The organism is Humitalea rosea, assembly GCF_003253705.1.
In the GTDB taxonomy this organism is placed as follows: domain Bacteria; phylum Pseudomonadota; class Alphaproteobacteria; order Acetobacterales; family Acetobacteraceae; genus Humitalea; species Humitalea rosea.
This window is the reverse complement of sequence record NZ_QKYU01000002.1, coordinates 1-15445: the sequence shown is the minus strand read 5'-3', so window position 1 is coordinate 15445 and position 15445 is coordinate 1. Positions and strand designations below refer to the sequence as shown.

At 70.4% G+C, this 15445-nt stretch carries 18 protein-coding genes; 12 read left to right on the top strand and 6 right to left on the bottom strand.

The window, feature by feature from the left end:
• Window positions 1-1197 carry a Na+/H+ antiporter NhaA gene (gene nhaA / locus C8P66_RS02125; RefSeq protein ID WP_111396500.1) on the bottom strand — a complete coding sequence of 399 codons (1197 nt, stop codon included), beginning with the start codon at window positions 1195-1197 and terminating at the stop codon, window positions 1-3.
• 283 nt (window positions 1198-1480) lie between these two features.
• Between nhaA and C8P66_RS02120 the strand changes: the two genes are divergently transcribed.
• From C8P66_RS02120 to C8P66_RS02100, 5 genes are read left to right on the top strand one after another with little or no spacing between them, the layout of a single operon-like run.
• Window positions 1481-2218, top strand: a complete 738-nt coding sequence (locus tag C8P66_RS02120; RefSeq protein ID WP_158537064.1) for an alpha/beta hydrolase — start codon at window positions 1481-1483, stop codon at window positions 2216-2218.
• Window positions 2219-2261: 43 nt separating this feature from the next.
• A complete protein-coding gene (locus tag C8P66_RS02115; RefSeq protein WP_211314002.1) occupies window positions 2262-2462 on the top strand; it encodes a DUF4089 domain-containing protein in 201 nt (66 codons plus the stop codon).
• On the top strand, window positions 2459-3862 hold the full coding sequence (locus tag C8P66_RS02110; RefSeq protein ID WP_211314001.1) for an AtzE family amidohydrolase: 1404 nt from the start codon (window positions 2459-2461) through the stop codon (window positions 3860-3862). Before C8P66_RS02115 ends, C8P66_RS02110 begins: the two co-directional genes overlap by 4 nt.
• Window positions 3862-4242 carry an oxalurate catabolism protein HpxZ gene (gene hpxZ / locus C8P66_RS02105; RefSeq protein ID WP_111396497.1) on the top strand — a complete coding sequence of 127 codons (381 nt, stop codon included), beginning with the start codon at window positions 3862-3864 and terminating at the stop codon, window positions 4240-4242. Before C8P66_RS02110 ends, hpxZ begins: the two co-directional genes overlap by 1 nt.
• 32 nt (window positions 4243-4274) lie before the next feature.
• Window positions 4275-6179 (top strand): DUF4214 domain-containing protein, encoded by a 1905-nt coding sequence (locus C8P66_RS02100; RefSeq protein ID WP_111396496.1) that lies wholly within the window; start codon window positions 4275-4277, stop codon window positions 6177-6179.
• 82 nt (window positions 6180-6261) lie between these two features.
• On the opposite strand, the gene C8P66_RS02095 is transcribed toward C8P66_RS02100, so the two are convergent.
• From C8P66_RS02095 to C8P66_RS02075, 5 genes are read right to left on the bottom strand one after another with little or no spacing between them, the layout of a single operon-like run.
• Window positions 6262-6768, bottom strand: coding sequence for a F0F1 ATP synthase subunit B family protein (locus C8P66_RS02095; RefSeq protein ID WP_111396495.1), 507 nt, complete (start codon window positions 6766-6768; stop codon window positions 6262-6264).
• A 17-nt stretch (window positions 6769-6785) separates the two neighbouring features.
• On the bottom strand, window positions 6786-7379 hold the full coding sequence (locus C8P66_RS02090) for a F0F1 ATP synthase subunit B family protein (RefSeq protein WP_111396494.1): 594 nt from the start codon (window positions 7377-7379) through the stop codon (window positions 6786-6788).
• Between the two features lie 58 nt (window positions 7380-7437).
• Complete coding sequence (locus C8P66_RS02085) at window positions 7438-7662, bottom strand: ATP synthase subunit C family protein (RefSeq protein WP_111396493.1); 225 nt, start codon at window positions 7660-7662, stop codon at window positions 7438-7440.
• Window positions 7663-7718: 56 nt separating this feature from the next.
• Window positions 7719-8474 (bottom strand): F0F1 ATP synthase subunit A, encoded by a 756-nt coding sequence (locus C8P66_RS02080; protein WP_111396492.1) that lies wholly within the window; start codon window positions 8472-8474, stop codon window positions 7719-7721.
• A 21-nt stretch (window positions 8475-8495) separates the two neighbouring features.
• Window positions 8496-8804 carry an AtpZ/AtpI family protein gene (locus C8P66_RS02075; RefSeq protein WP_111396491.1) on the bottom strand — a complete coding sequence of 103 codons (309 nt, stop codon included), beginning with the start codon at window positions 8802-8804 and terminating at the stop codon, window positions 8496-8498.
• Between the two features lie 125 nt (window positions 8805-8929).
• On the opposite strand from C8P66_RS02075, the gene C8P66_RS02070 reads away from it, so the two are divergent.
• From C8P66_RS02070 to C8P66_RS02040, 7 genes are all read left to right on the top strand, one after another.
• The gene (locus C8P66_RS02070; protein ID WP_111396490.1) at window positions 8930-9505 is read left to right on the top strand and encodes a chromate transporter; all 576 of its coding nucleotides are present in this window, start codon (window positions 8930-8932) and stop codon (window positions 9503-9505) included.
• Window positions 9502-10047: a chromate transporter gene (locus tag C8P66_RS02065; protein ID WP_111396489.1), complete on the top strand. Its 546-nt coding sequence runs from the start codon at window positions 9502-9504 to the stop codon at window positions 10045-10047. Before C8P66_RS02070 ends, C8P66_RS02065 begins: the two co-directional genes overlap by 4 nt.
• A 139-nt stretch (window positions 10048-10186) precedes the next feature.
• Window positions 10187-10756 carry an elongation factor P gene (efp, locus tag C8P66_RS02060; RefSeq protein WP_111396488.1) on the top strand — a complete coding sequence of 190 codons (570 nt, stop codon included), beginning with the start codon at window positions 10187-10189 and terminating at the stop codon, window positions 10754-10756.
• A 233-nt stretch (window positions 10757-10989) separates the two neighbouring features.
• Complete coding sequence (locus C8P66_RS02055; protein ID WP_245903178.1) at window positions 10990-11814, top strand: inositol monophosphatase family protein; 825 nt, start codon at window positions 10990-10992, stop codon at window positions 11812-11814.
• Between the two features lie 83 nt (window positions 11815-11897).
• Window positions 11898-12443: a hypothetical protein gene (locus tag C8P66_RS02050; RefSeq protein WP_146422667.1), complete on the top strand. Its 546-nt coding sequence runs from the start codon at window positions 11898-11900 to the stop codon at window positions 12441-12443.
• The gene (locus C8P66_RS02045) at window positions 12440-13600 is read left to right on the top strand and encodes a flagellar motor protein MotA (protein WP_111396486.1); all 1161 of its coding nucleotides are present in this window, start codon (window positions 12440-12442) and stop codon (window positions 13598-13600) included. The genes C8P66_RS02050 and C8P66_RS02045 overlap by 4 nt, the downstream gene beginning before the upstream one ends.
• Window positions 13601-13617: 17 nt before the next feature.
• The gene (locus tag C8P66_RS02040; RefSeq protein ID WP_111396485.1) at window positions 13618-15354 is read left to right on the top strand and encodes a peptidoglycan -binding protein; all 1737 of its coding nucleotides are present in this window, start codon (window positions 13618-13620) and stop codon (window positions 15352-15354) included.
• Window positions 15355-15445: the final 91 nt, after the last annotated feature.

Below are 15445 nucleotides of genomic sequence, written 5' to 3'. Positions count from 1 at the left end.
TCAGGCCGGTTTGCGCCTGGGCAGGCACATCACCGCGGCACCCACCACCGCCGACAGCACCGATCCCGCCAGCACGCCGATCTTCACCTCATCCTGCAACGCCTCGGAGCCCGAGAAGGCGAGCAGCCCGATGAACAGGCTCATGGTGAAGCCGATGCCGCAGAGCAGCGACACGCCATAGAGCTGCATCCACCCCGCCCGCGCGGGCAGGCTGGCCCAGCCCAGCCGCACCGCCGCCCAGACGCAGCCGAACACGCCCACCTGCTTGCCGAGGAACAGGCCGAGCATGATGCCGAGCGGCACCGGCGCCAGCAGCGAGGCGAAGCTCATGCCCGCGAAGGACACGCCGGCATTGGCGAAGCCGAAGATCGGCACCACGCCGAAGGCGACCCATTTGGCCAGCCCGTGTTCCAGGCGGATCAGGGGGGAGTCCTGGGCCTCGGGCGTGCCCGGGGTGCGGCGGATCGGGATGGTCAGCGCCAGCGCGACGCCGGCCAGGGTCGCATGCACCCCGGATTGCAGCACGACATACCAGAGCACCGCCCCCAGCAGCAGATAGGGCCAGAGCCGCTGCACACCCGACAGGTTCAGCGCCACGAGTGCGGCCAGGGTCAGGGCACTCGCCCCCAGCATCGGCACCGAGAGGTCGGCGGTATAGAAGATCGCGATGATGAGCACGGCGCCGAGGTCATCCAGGATCGCCAGCGCGGTCAGGAACACCTTGAGCGAGACCGGCACCCGCGGGCCGAGCAGCGACAGCACACCCAGCGCGAAGGCGATATCCGTGGCCGAGGGGATGGCCCAGCCGCGCAAGGTCCCCGGGCTCGCCAGGTTGAAGCCGGCATAGATCAGCGCCGGCACCACCATGCCGCCGAAGGCCGCGATGCCGGGCAGCACCCGGTCGGACCATTGGCGCAGCTGGCCATCGGTCATCTCGCGTTTGATCTCCAGCCCGACCAGCAGGAAGAACAGCGCCATCAGCGCGTCATTCACCCAATGCTGCACCGAGAGGCCGAGGATGTAGCTCTTGAGCGTGCTGAAATAAGCCGGCGCCAGCGGCGAATTGGCCACCACCAGCGCCAGCACCGCCGTGCCCATCAGGATCAGCCCGCCCGCGGCTTCGGTCCGGAGGAAGTCGCGGAGGGCCGTGGCCAGGCGCTGGGCGGGCTTGGCGATGATCTCAAGCGGTGTCGCCATGCGTCCGGGGTTCCCTCTGGCGGCACGATATCAAACTGGCGGCGCGATATCGAAGGCGCCAATCCTACACGATTTTAATGTTCCTGCCCAGGCTCGCTGCCCAGGCTCGCTGCCCAGGCGCGGCGCCGCAGCGGCCGCACGCTGACGCCGCGCCCGATCCGTGTCAGGCTGCACGCGAACGCCGGACCAAGGGAGAGCCAACATCCCCAGTTCCACGCTGCCCTTCGCGGGCAATCATTTGCAGATGGCGGGGGCCGCGCCCGGATACGCCCCGGCGCCGCCGATGCTGCTGTTGCATGGCGCCGCGGCCGGCGCCTGGGTGTGGGAGCAGGGCTTCTCCGACCGGCTGAACGAGCTGGGCTTCACCACCGCCAGCTTCACCTTCCGCCGCATCGGCCGGGGCGGCGGGCCAGCGGGGCTGGAGGATTTCCTGGCCGAGACCCGCGCCGCCCTCGCCGCCCTGCGCGCAGCCCTGGGGCAACCTGCCCTGCTGGTCGCCCATTCCCTGGGCGGATTGGTCGCGCAACGGCTGCTGGGTGAGCCATCCGTGACCGGGGCGGCGCTGCTGGCGCCGGTCCCGCCCGGGGGGCTCTGGTGGTCCAACATGCGGCTCGCCTTCACCGATCCCTACCTCTGGGGCGATGTGGCGCGGATGTCCGGCCCGATCGGCAAGGCACCGATGGGCGAGCTCGCCGCCGGCCTGTTCGGCGGGCTGACGCCGGAGCAGGCCGCGCCCTTCCTGCTGCATCTGGGCGGAGAATCCCGCACGGCATTGCTGGAGGCACAGGGGCCGCAGCCGGTCTCCCCCCATGTGCTGCACCGCAAGCCGGTGCTGGTGCTGGGCGGGGAGCGCGACCGGCTGATCGCCGCCGATGCCCTGGCCCGCTGCGCCGCCTGGCATGGCACCGTACCGCAATTCATGCCCGGGACCGGCCATCTGATGATGCTGGATGCGAGCTGGCCCGAGGTCGCGGACCGCATCGCCACCTGGGCGCGGGGCCTGCCGGAGCCCGCCCCCTGATCCGGCACACGCCTTGCCTGTCCCGGCGGCCAAGGAGATGCCGATGTCCGACCCAACCGACGCCCTTGCCTATGCCGAGGCAGCCGCGGCCCTGATCGGGCTGCCGCTGGCACCGGCGCATCTGCCCGGTGTCGCGGCCAACCTCGCGGTCGCGGCGCGGATGGCGGCGATCGTCATGGCGGTGCCGCTGACCCCGGCGGATGAGGCAGCGCCCGTCTTCGTGCCGGCGGCGCCACGCGCATGATGACCGCCAGCACGATCGCGGCCGATGTCCGCGCCGGCCGCCGCACCGCCGTCTCCGTCGCCGAGGCGAGCCTGGCCGCCATCGCGGCAGGCGACGCCGCGCTGAACGCCTTCACCCATCTGGACAGCACCCGCGCGCTGCGGACGGCCGCGATGATCGATGCCGTCGTCGCCGCCGGCGGCGATCCGGGCCCGCTCGCGGGCGTGCCCTTCGCGGTGAAGAACCTGTTCGACCTGGACGGGGTCACCACCATCGCCGGCTCGAAGATCGAGGCCGGCCGCCCGCCCGCGACGCGCGATGCCTTCCTGGTGCGGCGGCTGCTGGCGGCCGGGGCGGTGCCGATGGGCGCGCTGAACATGGATGAATACGCCTATGGCTTCACCACCGAGAACGCCCATTACGGCCCCGCCCATAACCCGCATGACCTGAACCGCATGGCCGGGGGCTCGTCCGGCGGCTCCGCCGCGGCGGTGGCGGGCGGGCTGGTGCCGTTGAGCCTGGGCTCGGACACCAATGGTTCGATCCGGGTGCCCTCGGCCATGTGCGGCATCTTCGGGATCAAGCCGACCTACGGGCGGCTGGCGCGGACGGGCTCCTACCTCTTCGCCGCTTCCTTCGACCACCTGGGCCCGTTCGCGCGGAGCCTGGAGGATCTGGCGCTGGCCTATGATGCCTTGCAGGGCCTCGACCCCGAGGACCCGGCGCAGAGCCCAGCACCCGTCACCATGGTCACCGGCCTCACGGGGATCGAGGGGCTGCGCATCGGCGTCGCCGGCGGCCATTTCGCCCGCAACGCCCACCCCGAGGCGCTGGCCGCGGTCGGCATCTTCGCAGCGGCCTTGGGGGCCACCACCACGGTCGATCTGCCCTTGGCGGCGGCCGGGCGGGCGGCCGCCTTCCTCATCACCATGGCCGAGGGCGGCAATCTGCATCTGCCCGACCTGATCTCCCGGGCCGAGGATTTTGACCCCGCCACGCGCGACCGCTTCCTCGCCGGCACGCTGCTGCCGGCGGTCTGGGTGCAGCAGGCCCAGCGCGTGCGCGCCGCCTGGCGCGCCCAGGCGCTGGCCGCCTTCGAGCATGTGGATTGCTTCCTCACCCCCACCCTGCCCTGCGTCGCCCCGCCGATCGGGCAGGCCACGATGGTCGTGGATGGCGAAACGCTGCCGACACGGCCCATGCTCGGCGTCTTCACCCAGCCGATCTCCTGCATCGGGCTGCCGGCCATGGCGGTGCCGCTGGCCCGGCCGGATGGGCTGCCGCTGTCGGTCCAGCTCGTCGCCGCCCCCTGGCGGGAGGACATCCTGTTCCGCGTGGCCGGGGCGCTGGTGGCCGCGGGCGTCGCGGGGGCCCCGGTGGTGCCCGGCCTCGTGGCACCAGGTCCGGTGACGCAATCGTGATGGAGATCGACCGGCCCGAGATTCTCGCCGAAGTGGCGGGGCTGTTTGCAGCCTATGAGACAGCCCTGGTCACAAATGACGTGGCGGTGCTGGATGGGCTGTTCTGGCAGCATGCGAAGGTGGTGCGCTACGGCGCGACCGAAATCCTGCATGGCTATGCCGAAATCGCCGCATTCCGGGCCTCGCGCCCCTCCGCCGGCCTTGCCCGAACCTTGGAGAGGACGGTGATCACCACCTTCGGCCAGGATTTCGCCACCGCCAGCACCACCTTCACCCGCAATGGCCGAACCGGCCGCCAGCAACAAAGCTGGGTGCGGCTGCCCGAGGGGTGGCGCATTGTTGCGGCACATGTCTCGTTTTTAGAACGATTTGGCGCCTAGCAGTAAGATTTACGCTCCGATACCCTCCCGGCATGGCCAGATTTACCCTCACCGAAAACGCCCTGATCACGCCGCAGGTTCCGGGCTTCGCCCGGCTGGACCTGCTGGCCACGATCACCCTGCCGAACGTCTCCGATGCCTATGTCTATGGCGACTTCAGAGCCTCCGGCCAGGCCGCCTATTCGGTGGAGTTCCTCGGCTTCGGCCTGACGGCGGCCAATGGACGGCTCAGCGACGGCACCATCACCGCGCTCAAATATACCTTGAGCGGAATCCAGGTGTTCTACCTGGACCTGTTGCAACTGCCGGTCGCCACGTTCAACGCCTATATCGACAGCCGTGATGAGGCTGGCTTCGCCACCTACCTCTTCTCCGGCAATGACGAGCTGTACGGGACCTCGCGCGCCGATCTGCTGACCGGCTATGGCGGCGACGACGTCATCGGTGGCAAGGACGGCAACGACACTTTGGCCGGCGGCGAGGGCAACGACACGCTGTATGGCGAGGCCGACAACGACGTCCTCTACGGCGCCGGTGGCGCGGATGAGGTGCATGGCGGGACGGGCAACGACTTCATCTACCTTGGTGAAGGCGCCGACAACGGCTTCGGCGAGGCCGGCAACGACACCATCTTCGGCGAGGGCGGCAACGACATCATCGCCGGTGGCGTCGAGAACGACTACATCGACGGCGGCAACGGCGACGACAATCTGCAGGGCGAGGCCGGGAACGACACGCTCCGCGGCGGCGCCGGCAATGATTCGATCTCCGGCGGGGTCGAGGAAGACCTCGTCTATGGCGATGCCGGCAACGACAGCATCTATCTGGATTCCGGGCAGGACACCGCCTATGGCGGCACCGGCGACGATACGATCTTCGGCGATACCGGCGATGATGTGCTGGTCGGCGAGGACGGCGACGACCAGCTGTTCGGCGGCAATGGCAATGACACGATCCTGGGCGGCGCCGGCGCCGACCAGCTGTTCGGCGGCGAGAACCTCGACCTGCTCTATGGCGATATCGGCAACGACACGCTCTATGGCGAAGGCTCCTTCGACACTGCCGGCGTCTCGACCCTGTGGCGCCAGAACACCCTGACCGGCACGGTCGGCAATTTCACCCTCACGGGGCCCGAGGGCGTGGACACGCTCTACTCGATCGAATCGATCCGCAGCCTGGACGGCTGGCTGGAACTGGATGGCGGCGGGCCGGTCTCCCAGGTGGCGCGGCTGTATCTGGCGACCCTGGGGCGCGCATCGGATGCGACGGGGCTTGGCTACTACGTCGCGGCGATCGAGGCCGGCACCCAGACGTTGAACGACATCTCGGCGGGGCTCGTGGCCTCCGCCGAATTCGGCGCCCGCTACGGCAATCCCGGCAACAGCGATTTCGTAACGCTGCTCTACGCCAATGTCCTCAACCGGGCGCCCGATTCCGGGGGCCTCGCCTATTACGTGGCGCGGCTGGACGCGGGCGAGCAGCGCTCCACCATCGTGCTCGATTTCTCCGAAAGCGACGAGTTCATCTACCGCGCCGGCTATCCCGGCGAGGGCGGGATCTTCGCGCCCGATCCGGTGGCGGTGGATGTGGTCCGCTATTACGAGACGGTGCTGGACCGGCTGCCCGATGCCGGCGGCGCCGCCTATTGGATCCAGCTGCGCCATGGCGGCCTCAGCCTGGCCAATATGGGGGCTGCCTTCACCGGCTCGGCCGAGTTCGAGTCGCGCTATGGCGCGCTCTCCAACTCCGGCTTCGTCGAGCAGCTCTACCTGAACGCGCTGGATCGCGCCGGGGACAGCGGCGGCATCGCCTATTGGACCGCGGAGCTGGACCATGGCGCCCTGTCGCGCGCCGGGGTGGCGGACAGCTTCGCCTTCTCCGCCGAGATGACCGCCAAGGTCGAACCCCTGGTGGATGGCGGCATCACCTTCGCCTGATCACCCGCCCCTGAAACGCGAAAAACCCCGGGCGGTCCAGCGGACCACCCGGGGTTTTTCATAGGCGCGCCGGTTCGGCGGATCAGGCGGCGCGCAGCGCCCGCGGCAGGTCGGCGATCGCCGAATCGATCATGGCGGCGGCGGCATCGGCGGTCAGGGACTGGGCCACGACCTCACGGGCGGCAGCGGTCGCAACCTCGGCCGCGGCGGCCCGCACGGCGGCGATGGCGCTGGCCTCGGCGGCGGCGATGCGGTCCATCGCCATGCGTTCACGGCGGGTGGCGGCGGCCTCGGCCTCGGCGGCGGTCGCGGCGGCGCCACGCTCGGCGTCGATCCTGGCCCGGGCCAGCAAGGCGGTGGCTTCCTCGGCGGCGGCCTTCCGGTCGGTCTCGGCCTGGACGAGCATCGCCTCGGCTTCGCTACGCAGGCGGGAGGCCTCGGCCAGGTCGGTGCGGACCTTGGCGGCGCGGGCGTCGAGCGCCCCGGTCGTGATCGCCCAAAGCTTCTTGCCCAGCAGCAGGAAGAAGATGACGAAGGCGACGCCGACCCAGAACTTGGGATCGAGCCAGAAATGTTCGTAGTGATGCATGGCGGGCTCCGATCCGGTCAGGCGGCGCGCTGGGCGAGCGCGTGATCGACGGCGGTGCCGATGGTGCCGGCATCGGCCTGCACCCCGATCCGCGCGACGAGCGCCACGGCGGTTTCGGTCGCAACGTCGCGCAGCGCCGCCATGGCGGCGGTCTGCGAGGCGGTGATGCCGGCCTCGGCGGCGGCGATCCGCTCGGCGAGGCGGGCGGAGGCAGCCTCGGCGCGGGCCTGCGCCTCGGCATTGGCGGCGGCGAGGCTTGCCGCGACCTCGGCCTGGGCGGCGGCGCGGGCCTCGGCGGTCGCCGTGCGGGTCTCGCGGATGGCGGCGTCGGCCTCGGATTTGGTGTCGCGGGCCAGGGTCAGGTCGGCACCGATACGCGCGGCGCGATCGGCCAGAACCTCACCCACCGGCGGCAGGAGATAGCTGGAGACGATATAGTAAAGCGCCCCGAACATCACCACGAGCCAGACGGTCGTGCCGATGAGGCGTTGGTCGCCGAAGCGCAGCTGCGGCATCCCGCCCTCCGCCTCGGCCGCCATCGCGACCAGGGGGAAGAGCAGCATCGCGGCTGCGACCCCGCATGAGGCGAGCTTGCCCGTGATGCGCTTCATCCTCGTCTCCAGAATCTGTTGAGCCAGGGGTAGGCCGGGCGAACCCGGCCCCTCCGGATCAGGCGAACAGGATGAGGAACGCGATCAGCAGCGCGAACAGCGCCACGGCTTCCGTCAGGGCGAAGCCCAGGATGCCGATCGGGAAGACCACGTCGCGGGCGGCGGGATTGCGCGCCACGCTGGTGATCAGCGAGGAGAAGATGTTGCCGATCCCGAGACCGACGCCGAACAGCGCGATGACGGCGATACCGGCCCCGAGGGCCTTGGCGGCGGCGACTTCCATGTGAGTGTCCCTTCAGGGGTGGTGTGGTTGAGACGTAGTCTGTTCGACGAAAAAGATCAGTGCAGGTGCACTGCGTCGTGCAGGTAGATGCAGGTCAGGATCGCGAAGACATAGGCCTGCAGGAAAGCCACGAGGAACTCGAAACCGACGAGCGCCACGTTGATGGACAGCGGCAGCAGTGCCAGCGGCACGCCGACCACGCCGAGCGAGCCGAGCAGCACCACGAAGGTCGCGAAGACCTTCAGCATCACATGCCCCGCGACCATGTTCGCGAAGAGACGGATGGACAGGCTGATCGGGCGCGAAAGGTAGGAGACGACTTCGACCGGGATGATGATGGGCGCCAGCCAGAGCGGCGCCCCTTCCGGGAAGAAATAGCCGAAGAAGTGGCGGCCGTGGATCGAGATGGCCACGATCGTCGTCACCAGGAACACCATGATCGCGAGGGTCAGCGTCGTCGCGATGTGGCTGGTGTAGGTGAAGGCATAGGGCAGCATGCCGAGCATGTTGCCGAAGAGGATGAACATGAACAGCGTGAAGACGAAGGGGAAGTAACGCCGGCCTTCCTCGCCGACCTGGCTCGTCACCAGGCCGAGGACGAATTCATACAGCGTCTCGGCCAGCGCCTGCAGGCGGCCGGGCACCACCGCGCGCGGCTTCATCCCGATCACGAACAACGCCGAGATCAGTCCGATCGCCAGCAGCATGAAGCCGTTGGACTGGGTGAAATTCACGGAACCGCCGATCGGCCCCAGCAGCGGGACCAGCTCGAACTGGCTCAGCGCGTCTATGGTCTTTTCCTCGACGGCCACAGGCGGTCCCCTCAATCCCACTCAACCCAAATCTGGGCGATCACCTGCCGGAGGCTGTTTGGCTGGCATCACCAACCGGTAGATGTTCATCACACCCGCAGCCCCGCCCACCAGGAAGAAGACCAGGAAAAGCCAGGGCGTGGTTCCGAGCCAGCGGTCGAGCACGAAGCCCAACCCGGCACCCACGATCAGCGACGAGACAAGCTCGACGCCTGCGCGCAGGCCAAACCCCCATGATGATTGCGGCAGCCCTCCACCCTGTCCCGGGATGGGGTCAAGACCCTGTCGGGTCCTTGCTTTTCGCAAGCGATCGTCGAAGTCGTCCGGCACGCGTCACCTAGCCTCCTCGGAAACCCTTGGTAGGCGAGGCGGCGGATAGGGGGGCGGTGCCATCGTGTCAACCGCCGAAGGGCATCTTGCGCGTTCCGCGACATCGCTCAAGGCTGCCACCTGGAATGAATGACGCCATATCTCCAGGGATCGATACCCTGGGACCCCCGCCCGGCCCCTGGGGCCTGTTCACCGCCTATGCCAAGGCCGCCTCGCTCGGCTTCGGCGGCGCCAATGCCTGGTGCCGCCGCGTGATCGTCGAGGAACGCCGCTGGATGACCGAGCGCGAATACGCCGAGGTCATGGGCATCGGCCAGGTGCTGCCGGGCCCCAATGTCGGCAATGCGGCGGTGATGATCGGGCGGCGTTTTGCCGGGCTGCCGGGGTCTGTGGCGGCCTGCCTCGGCCTCTACGGCCCGCCGCTGGTCATGCTGATGGGATTCGCACTGGCCTGGGACCAGTTGGGCTCGATCCCGACCGTCGCGGGCTTCATGCATGGCGTGGCGGCGGCGGCGGCGGGCATGGTGATCGGCAATGCCGCGCGGCAGGCGACGCGGCTGCGGCTGCCCTGGGATCTGATCGGGATCGGGCTCTGCGCCGCCGCGGCCGCGGCCTGGTTCCAGATGCCGCTGCTGCTGATCGTCGCGGTGCTGGGGCCGGCCGGCATCGCCGCCGTCGTGGTCCGGGGCCGCCGGGCATGACCGGCGCAGGCTTGACCGGCCAGGGCCCCGACGCCCTCGGCCTGTTCATTTTTTTCGCGCGGCTGTCGCTGTTGGCGGTGGGCGGCGCCAATGCGGCGGTGCCGGAGATGCACCGGCGCATGGTCGATGGCTTCGGCTGGATGACCGATGCGGATTTCGCCAATGCCTATGCGCTGGCCAATGCGGCGCCGGGGCCGAATGTGCTGGTGGTGGCCCTGCTCGGCTGGCGGCTCTACGGCGGGCCCGGGCTGGTTTCGGCGACGCTCGGGATGCTGGGCCCGGCCTGGATCGTCGCCTGGATCGCGGGCGGCTGGACGCAGCGCCTGGCCGGGCGCGCCTGGCTGAAGGCGGCGCGCGCCGGGCTGGTGCCGGTGGCGATCGGGCTGACGCTCGCGACCGGGCTGATCATGAGCGGGGCGGCGGCGATCGGCTGGACCTCCTATGCCGTCACCATCGGCGCGGCCCTGTTCGTGTGGCTGTCGCGCTTCAGCCCCGGCTGGGCGCTGCTGGGCGGCGGGCTGGTCGGAATCCTGTTGCTGTGACACCCGCGGGGCGGGCCCCTGCCCCTCTGCGGTTGCCCTCCGTGGTTGCCCTGGCGGTTGGCGGCGACTAAACCCGCCGCCGATCCCGCGCGTCAGATGCGCGCCCGCTTTTTCACATAACGAACGTCAGGTCCCACCAATGGCAAAGATGCAAGCCAATCAGATGCGCGCCGGCATGGTCATCGAGTTCGAAGGCGCCCGCTACACCATCCTGCGGCAGAACATCATGATCCCGGGCAAGGGCAATGCCATCATCCAGGTGGACATGCGCAACATCAAGACGGGGTCCAAGAAGGACCAGCGCTGGCGCACCGCCGATGTCGTCGAGCGCCTGACGACCGAAGACAAGGAATTCGTCTTCTCCTACCCCGAGGGCGACACGCTGGTCCTGATGGACCCGGAGACCTTCGAGCAGACGGTGGTGCCCAAGGACATCCTGGGCGAGCGCCTGCCGTATCTGCAGGAGAACATGAAGGTCCAGGTCCGGCTGATCGAAGGCGACCCGGTCGCCATGGAACTGCCGGAACTGGTCACCTGCGAAATCGCCGAGGCCGATCCGGTGGTGAAGGGGCAGACCGCCTCCTCCTCCTACAAGCCCGCGCTGCTGGTGAACGGCATCAAGGTGATGGTCCCCCCCTTCGTCACCGCGGGTGAGAAAATCGTCGTCCGCACCGAGGACAGCACCTACATGGAACGGGCGAAGAACTGACCATGGCCGAGGACGAGGCCCCCAAGCCGGAGGCACCAGCCCCCGCCGGCACGCTCCGCGCCCGCCCGGGCACGGTGCGCCCGCCGATGCCCGCGGGCCCCGTCCGTCCCGACGCGCCGCCGCCGACCCGCCCCCGCCGCCCGCGGCTGGAGCGGGGCGAAGGTGCGCCCGCGCCCGAGCCGCTGCACCGCACGACCGCCGTCGGCGGCGGCTCCTCCCGCCTCTCGCCGGCGCTGACCGTGGTGGTCGCGGCCGTGCGCAAGGCCGGCAAGGCCTTGCTGAAGGATTTCGGCGAGGTCGAGAATCTCCAGGTCTCGATGAAGGGCCCCGGCGATTTCGTCAGCCAGGCCGATCTCAAGGCCGAGAAGACCCTGCGCGCCGAACTCGCCCGCGCCCGGCCGAATTTCGGCTTCCTGATGGAAGAGAGCGGGCTCTCGGGCAACGAGGACTGGGAATACCGCTGGGTGGTCGATCCGCTCGACGGCACCACCAACTTCCTGCACGGCATTCCGCATTGGGCGATCTCGGTCGCGGTGGAAAAGCGCGGCAACGACCGCACGCCGGATGAGGTCGTGGCCGGGGTCATCTACAACCCCGCCGCCGATGAGCTGTTCTGGGCCGAGAAGGGCGGTGGCGCCTTCCTCAACGACCGCCGCCTGCGCGTCTCCGGCCGCCGGCAGATGATCGATGCGCTGTTCGCGACGGGGATCCCCTTCGCCTCGGTGCCGCGCAAGGCGGAGTTCTCCTCGATCCTGGCGCGGCTGATGCCGCAGGTTTCCGGCGTGCGGCGCTTCGGTGCCGCGGCGCTCGACCTCGCCTGGGTCGCGGCCGGTCGCTACGACGGCTTCTGGGAACTCGGGCTGAACAAGTGGGACATCGGCGCCGGGCTGCTGATGGTGAAGGAGGCCGGTGGCTTCGTCTCCGACCCCGAGGGCGGCGATGCCTGGACCGATGGCCATGTCGTCGCCGGCAACCCGATCCTGCAGCCGCAGCTGCGCGCCGTGGTGTCGGAGGGCATTGCCGCCGTCGCCGCCGCCCGAGGACGCACCGGCGCCTGACGCTACGCTAAGGGGGCCTGACGCTTCATCCGGGCGCGGCGGCGTGGACGCTCGCCGCCCCGGCGGTTAGGCTGCGCCGCAATATGCGCGCTCCCCTCATCCTGCTCTCCCTGATGCTGGCCGCCGGCCCCGCTTTGGCGGGGGGCGATGCCGCGCGCCCGATCCCGACCGACCCCGCCGCGGCGGCGCCCTCCCCGCCCAACCTCTCGGCGCTGCCCGCCCCCTCCACCACCCCGCCCCCACGCGCCCTGCCCGCCGTGGTGCTGGCGACGGATATGGAGGCGCTGGCGGGCGGCGGCTGGCGCCTGCTCGGCACCCAGGCGGCGCGCGACCAGCTTTCCCCCGCGCAGCGCGCCGCGCTGACCGAAATCGCGGGCCACCTCACCGCCCAGACCCGGGGCCGCGTCACCGTGCTGGCCGAGGTGTCGAGCCCCTCGGATGATGAGTCGATGGCCCGCCGCGCCTCGCTGGCCGCGGCGCTCAGCGTGAAGCGGGCACTGGAAACCGGCGGGCTGGATGGCACGCGAATCGACCTGCGGCCGCTCGGCCGCACGCCCGCCGCCCGCGACGCGGTCGATGTGCTGCCACCGGGCGTGCAGCGCGACGCCACGCCGAGGGCCACCCGATGACCCGCCCGACCACCTTCCTGTGGCGGATGCTGGCCTTCCTGGGGGCGGTCGCGGCCCTGTGCGGCGTGCTGGCGACCGAGCTTCTGGGCGCCTACAGCGCCAATCCGGTGCTGAATTCGGTGATCCTCGGCGTGCTGCTGCTCGGGATCGGCTGGAACATCCGCCAAGTGGTCTCGCTGGAGCGCGAGGTGTCGTGGCTGGAGGGGTTCCGCGCCCCCCGTCCCGGCCAGCCGCCGCGCCCGGCGCCACGGCTGCTGGGGCCGATGGCCTCCATGCTCGCCTCCCGCCGCAGCGAGCGGCTGTCGCTCTCGGCACCCGCCATGCGCTCGGTGCTGGATGGCATCGGCTCGCGGCTGGATGAGAGCCGGGAGCTGTCGCGCTACGTCACCGGGCTCTGCATCTTCCTCGGCCTGCTCGGCACCTTCTGGGGGCTGATCCTGACGATCGGCTCGGTCGCCAATGTCATCAACGACATGTCCGTGGGTTCGGGCGACCTGAACGCGCTGTTCAACCAGCTCAAATCCGGCCTCGCGCGGCCGCTGGCGGGGATGGGGGTGGCGTTTTCCTCCTCCATGCTCGGGCTGGCGGGGGCGCTGGTGCTGGGCTTCCTCGATCTGACCGCGGGGCAGGCGCAGAACCGCTTCTACAACGAGCTTGAGGAATGGCTCGCGGGCCTCACCCGGCTCTCCTCCGGCGCGATGGATGGCGGCATGGGCGGCGAAGGCGGCTCGATCCCCGCCTATGTCCAGGCGCTGCTGGAACAGACCGCCGAGAATATGGAGGGGCTGCAATCCGTCCTGGCGCGGGGCGAGGAATCCCGGATGCAGGGCAACAATGCCCTGCTGACCCTGACCGAACGCCTGACCGTGCTGACCGAGCAGATGCGCGCCAGCCAGGCGCTGATGCAGCGCGTCGCCGAAAGTCAGGCGGGGCTGACCCAGACCCTGGCGCCAGCGCTGAACAAGCTGGCCGCGACCTCCGGCACCGTGACCCTGGATGACGCGAGCCGCGGGCATCTGCGGAACCTGGAGCTGTATCTGGCCCGGCAGCTTGAGGAATCCGCCGCCGGCCGCACCCAGTCCACCAGCGAGATCCGCAACGAGATCAAGATCCTGGCCCGCACCATCGCCGCCTTGGCCGAAGAGCCCCCGCGTTGATGGGGCGGGGCTGACCCATGGCCCGCCGGAGGGAACGGGAGGTCCTGAACCCCTGGCCCGGCTATGTGGACGCGCTGTCCACGCTGCTGATGGTCATCATCTTCGTGCTGCTGGTTTTCGTGCTGGCGCAGGGGTTCCTGTCCGTCACCCTCTCCACCCGCGACCGGGCGCTCGACCGGCTGAACCGGCAGGTCGCCGAACTGGCCGAGTTGCTGTCGCTGGAACGCGGGCAGGTCGGCGAATTGCGCGCCAGCCTCGGCCGCACCCAGGATGAGCTGCGCGCCGCCACCGCCGCGCGGGACCAGGCCCTGGGCCAGATCGCCGCCCTGCGCGATGCGACGGACCGGGCCAGCAACGACCGCGACGCGGCCCGGACCGAGGCGCAGCGCCTCGCCTCCCGCCTCACCGACCTGGAGCTTTCGGCGCGTGGCGGGTCGGACCGCATCGCCTCGCTGGAACAGCGGCTGGCCGAGGCGCTGAGCCGCGCCGAGGCCTCCGGCACCGATGCGACCCAGGTCGCGCGGTCCCTGTCCGAGGCGCGGCGGGCGCTGGCCACCGAACGCAGCGCGCTGGAGCAGGCCCGGCGCGACATCGAGGGCGAGCAGACCGGCCGCACCGCCGCCGAGAACGCCCTGACCACCGAACGCACCAACCGCGCGCGGCTGGAGACGGATCTGACCGGCGCGACCCGCGACCTTGCCGCCGCCCGCCGCGAGATGACCGAGGCCCAGACGCTGATCGCGCGACTGCAGGAGGAAGCCGAAAAGCTGAACCAGCAGGTTTCGGTGGACCGCGAGACGATCGAGGCGCGGCTGGCCGACCTCGCCCGGCTGACCCAGCAGACCCGCGCGCTGACCGCGCTGCGCGACCAGCTCGAAGCCCAGGCCCAGGCGGCCCTGGCCCGCGCCGGCGAGGAGGAGCGCCGCCGCGCCGCCGCCGAGACCGCCGCGACCGAGGCCAACCGCGCCCGTGCGGCCGCCGAGGGGATCTCGGCCGAGGCGGCGCGCGCCCGCACCGCCGCCGAGGCGGTGGCCGCCACCGCCGGCGCCGCCGCGCGCGACGCCGGCGCGGCCCGGGCCGCGGCCGAGGCCAGCACGGCCGAACAGACCCGCCTGGCCGATTCGGCCCGCGCCCAGGTGGCGCTGCTGACCCAGCAGACCGAGGCGCTGCGCCGCGAACTGGCCCGCATCGCCGCCCTGCTGGATGCCGAGGAGGCGACCGGGCGCGACCGCGACGCGCAGATCGCCTTGCTCGGGCAGCGGCTGAATGCGGCGCTGGCCTCCCGCGTCGAGGAATTGCAGCGCTACCGCAGCGATTTCTTCGGCCGGCTGCGGCAGGTGCTCGGCGAACGCTCCGATGTCCGCATCGTCGGCGACCGCTTCGTGTTCCAGTCCGAAGTGCTGTTCCCGGTCGGCTCGGCCGAGATTTCGCCGACCGGCGAACAGCAGATGCGCGACCTCGCCAAGGTACTGCTGGACATCTCCCAGCGCATCCCGCCCGAGCTGCATTGGATGCTGCGGGTCGATGGCCATGCCGACCGCTCGCCCATCCGTGGCGGCGGGCGCTTCGCGACCAATTGGGAGCTGTCCTCGGCGCGGGCCATCGCGGTCGCCAATGTGCTGATGAGCGAGGGGCTGCCGCCCGAGCATGTCGCCGCCACCGCCTTCGCCGAGTTCCAGCCGCTCGATGCCGCCGATACCCCCGAGGCCCGCGCGCGGAACCGGCGCATCGAACTGAGGCTGACCGACCGATGAGATACCGTCACGCTGAGCAAGCGCTTTTTGTGTGGTCCGCAGGCGCGGTCGGCTGCGTTGTGTTGGGACTACGCCGCCCGCGCCTGCTCTG

Bases quoted from the DNA above. Each gene is read 5' to 3' on its own strand.
- C8P66_RS02040 (WP_111396485.1), top strand. From the start codon at position 13,618: ATGGCCCGCCGGAGGGAACGGGAGGTCCTGAACCCCTGGCCCGGCTAT.
- efp (WP_111396488.1), top strand. From the start codon at position 10,187: ATGGCAAAGATGCAAGCCAATCAGATGCGCGCCGGCATGGTCATCGAG.
- C8P66_RS02050 (WP_146422667.1), top strand. From the start codon at position 11,898: ATGCGCGCTCCCCTCATCCTGCTCTCCCTGATGCTGGCCGCCGGCCCC.
- C8P66_RS02070 (WP_111396490.1), top strand. From the start codon at position 8,930: ATGAATGACGCCATATCTCCAGGGATCGATACCCTGGGACCCCCGCCC.
- C8P66_RS02115 (WP_211314002.1), top strand. From the start codon at position 2,262: ATGTCCGACCCAACCGACGCCCTTGCCTATGCCGAGGCAGCCGCGGCC.
- C8P66_RS02100 (WP_111396496.1), top strand. From the start codon at position 4,275: ATGGCCAGATTTACCCTCACCGAAAACGCCCTGATCACGCCGCAGGTT.
- C8P66_RS02045 (WP_111396486.1), top strand. From the start codon at position 12,440: ATGACCCGCCCGACCACCTTCCTGTGGCGGATGCTGGCCTTCCTGGGG.
- hpxZ (WP_111396497.1), top strand. From the start codon at position 3,862: ATGGAGATCGACCGGCCCGAGATTCTCGCCGAAGTGGCGGGGCTGTTT.
- C8P66_RS02110 (WP_211314001.1), top strand. From the start codon at position 2,459: ATGATGACCGCCAGCACGATCGCGGCCGATGTCCGCGCCGGCCGCCGC.
- C8P66_RS02095 (WP_111396495.1), bottom strand. From the start codon at position 6,768: ATGCATCACTACGAACATTTCTGGCTCGATCCCAAGTTCTGGGTCGGC.
- C8P66_RS02090 (WP_111396494.1), bottom strand. From the start codon at position 7,379: ATGAAGCGCATCACGGGCAAGCTCGCCTCATGCGGGGTCGCAGCCGCG.
- C8P66_RS02085 (WP_111396493.1), bottom strand. From the start codon at position 7,662: ATGGAAGTCGCCGCCGCCAAGGCCCTCGGGGCCGGTATCGCCGTCATC.
- C8P66_RS02120 (WP_158537064.1), top strand. From the start codon at position 1,481: ATGCTGCTGTTGCATGGCGCCGCGGCCGGCGCCTGGGTGTGGGAGCAG.
- C8P66_RS02065 (WP_111396489.1), top strand. From the start codon at position 9,502: ATGACCGGCGCAGGCTTGACCGGCCAGGGCCCCGACGCCCTCGGCCTG.
- nhaA (WP_111396500.1), bottom strand. From the start codon at position 1,197: ATGGCGACACCGCTTGAGATCATCGCCAAGCCCGCCCAGCGCCTGGCC.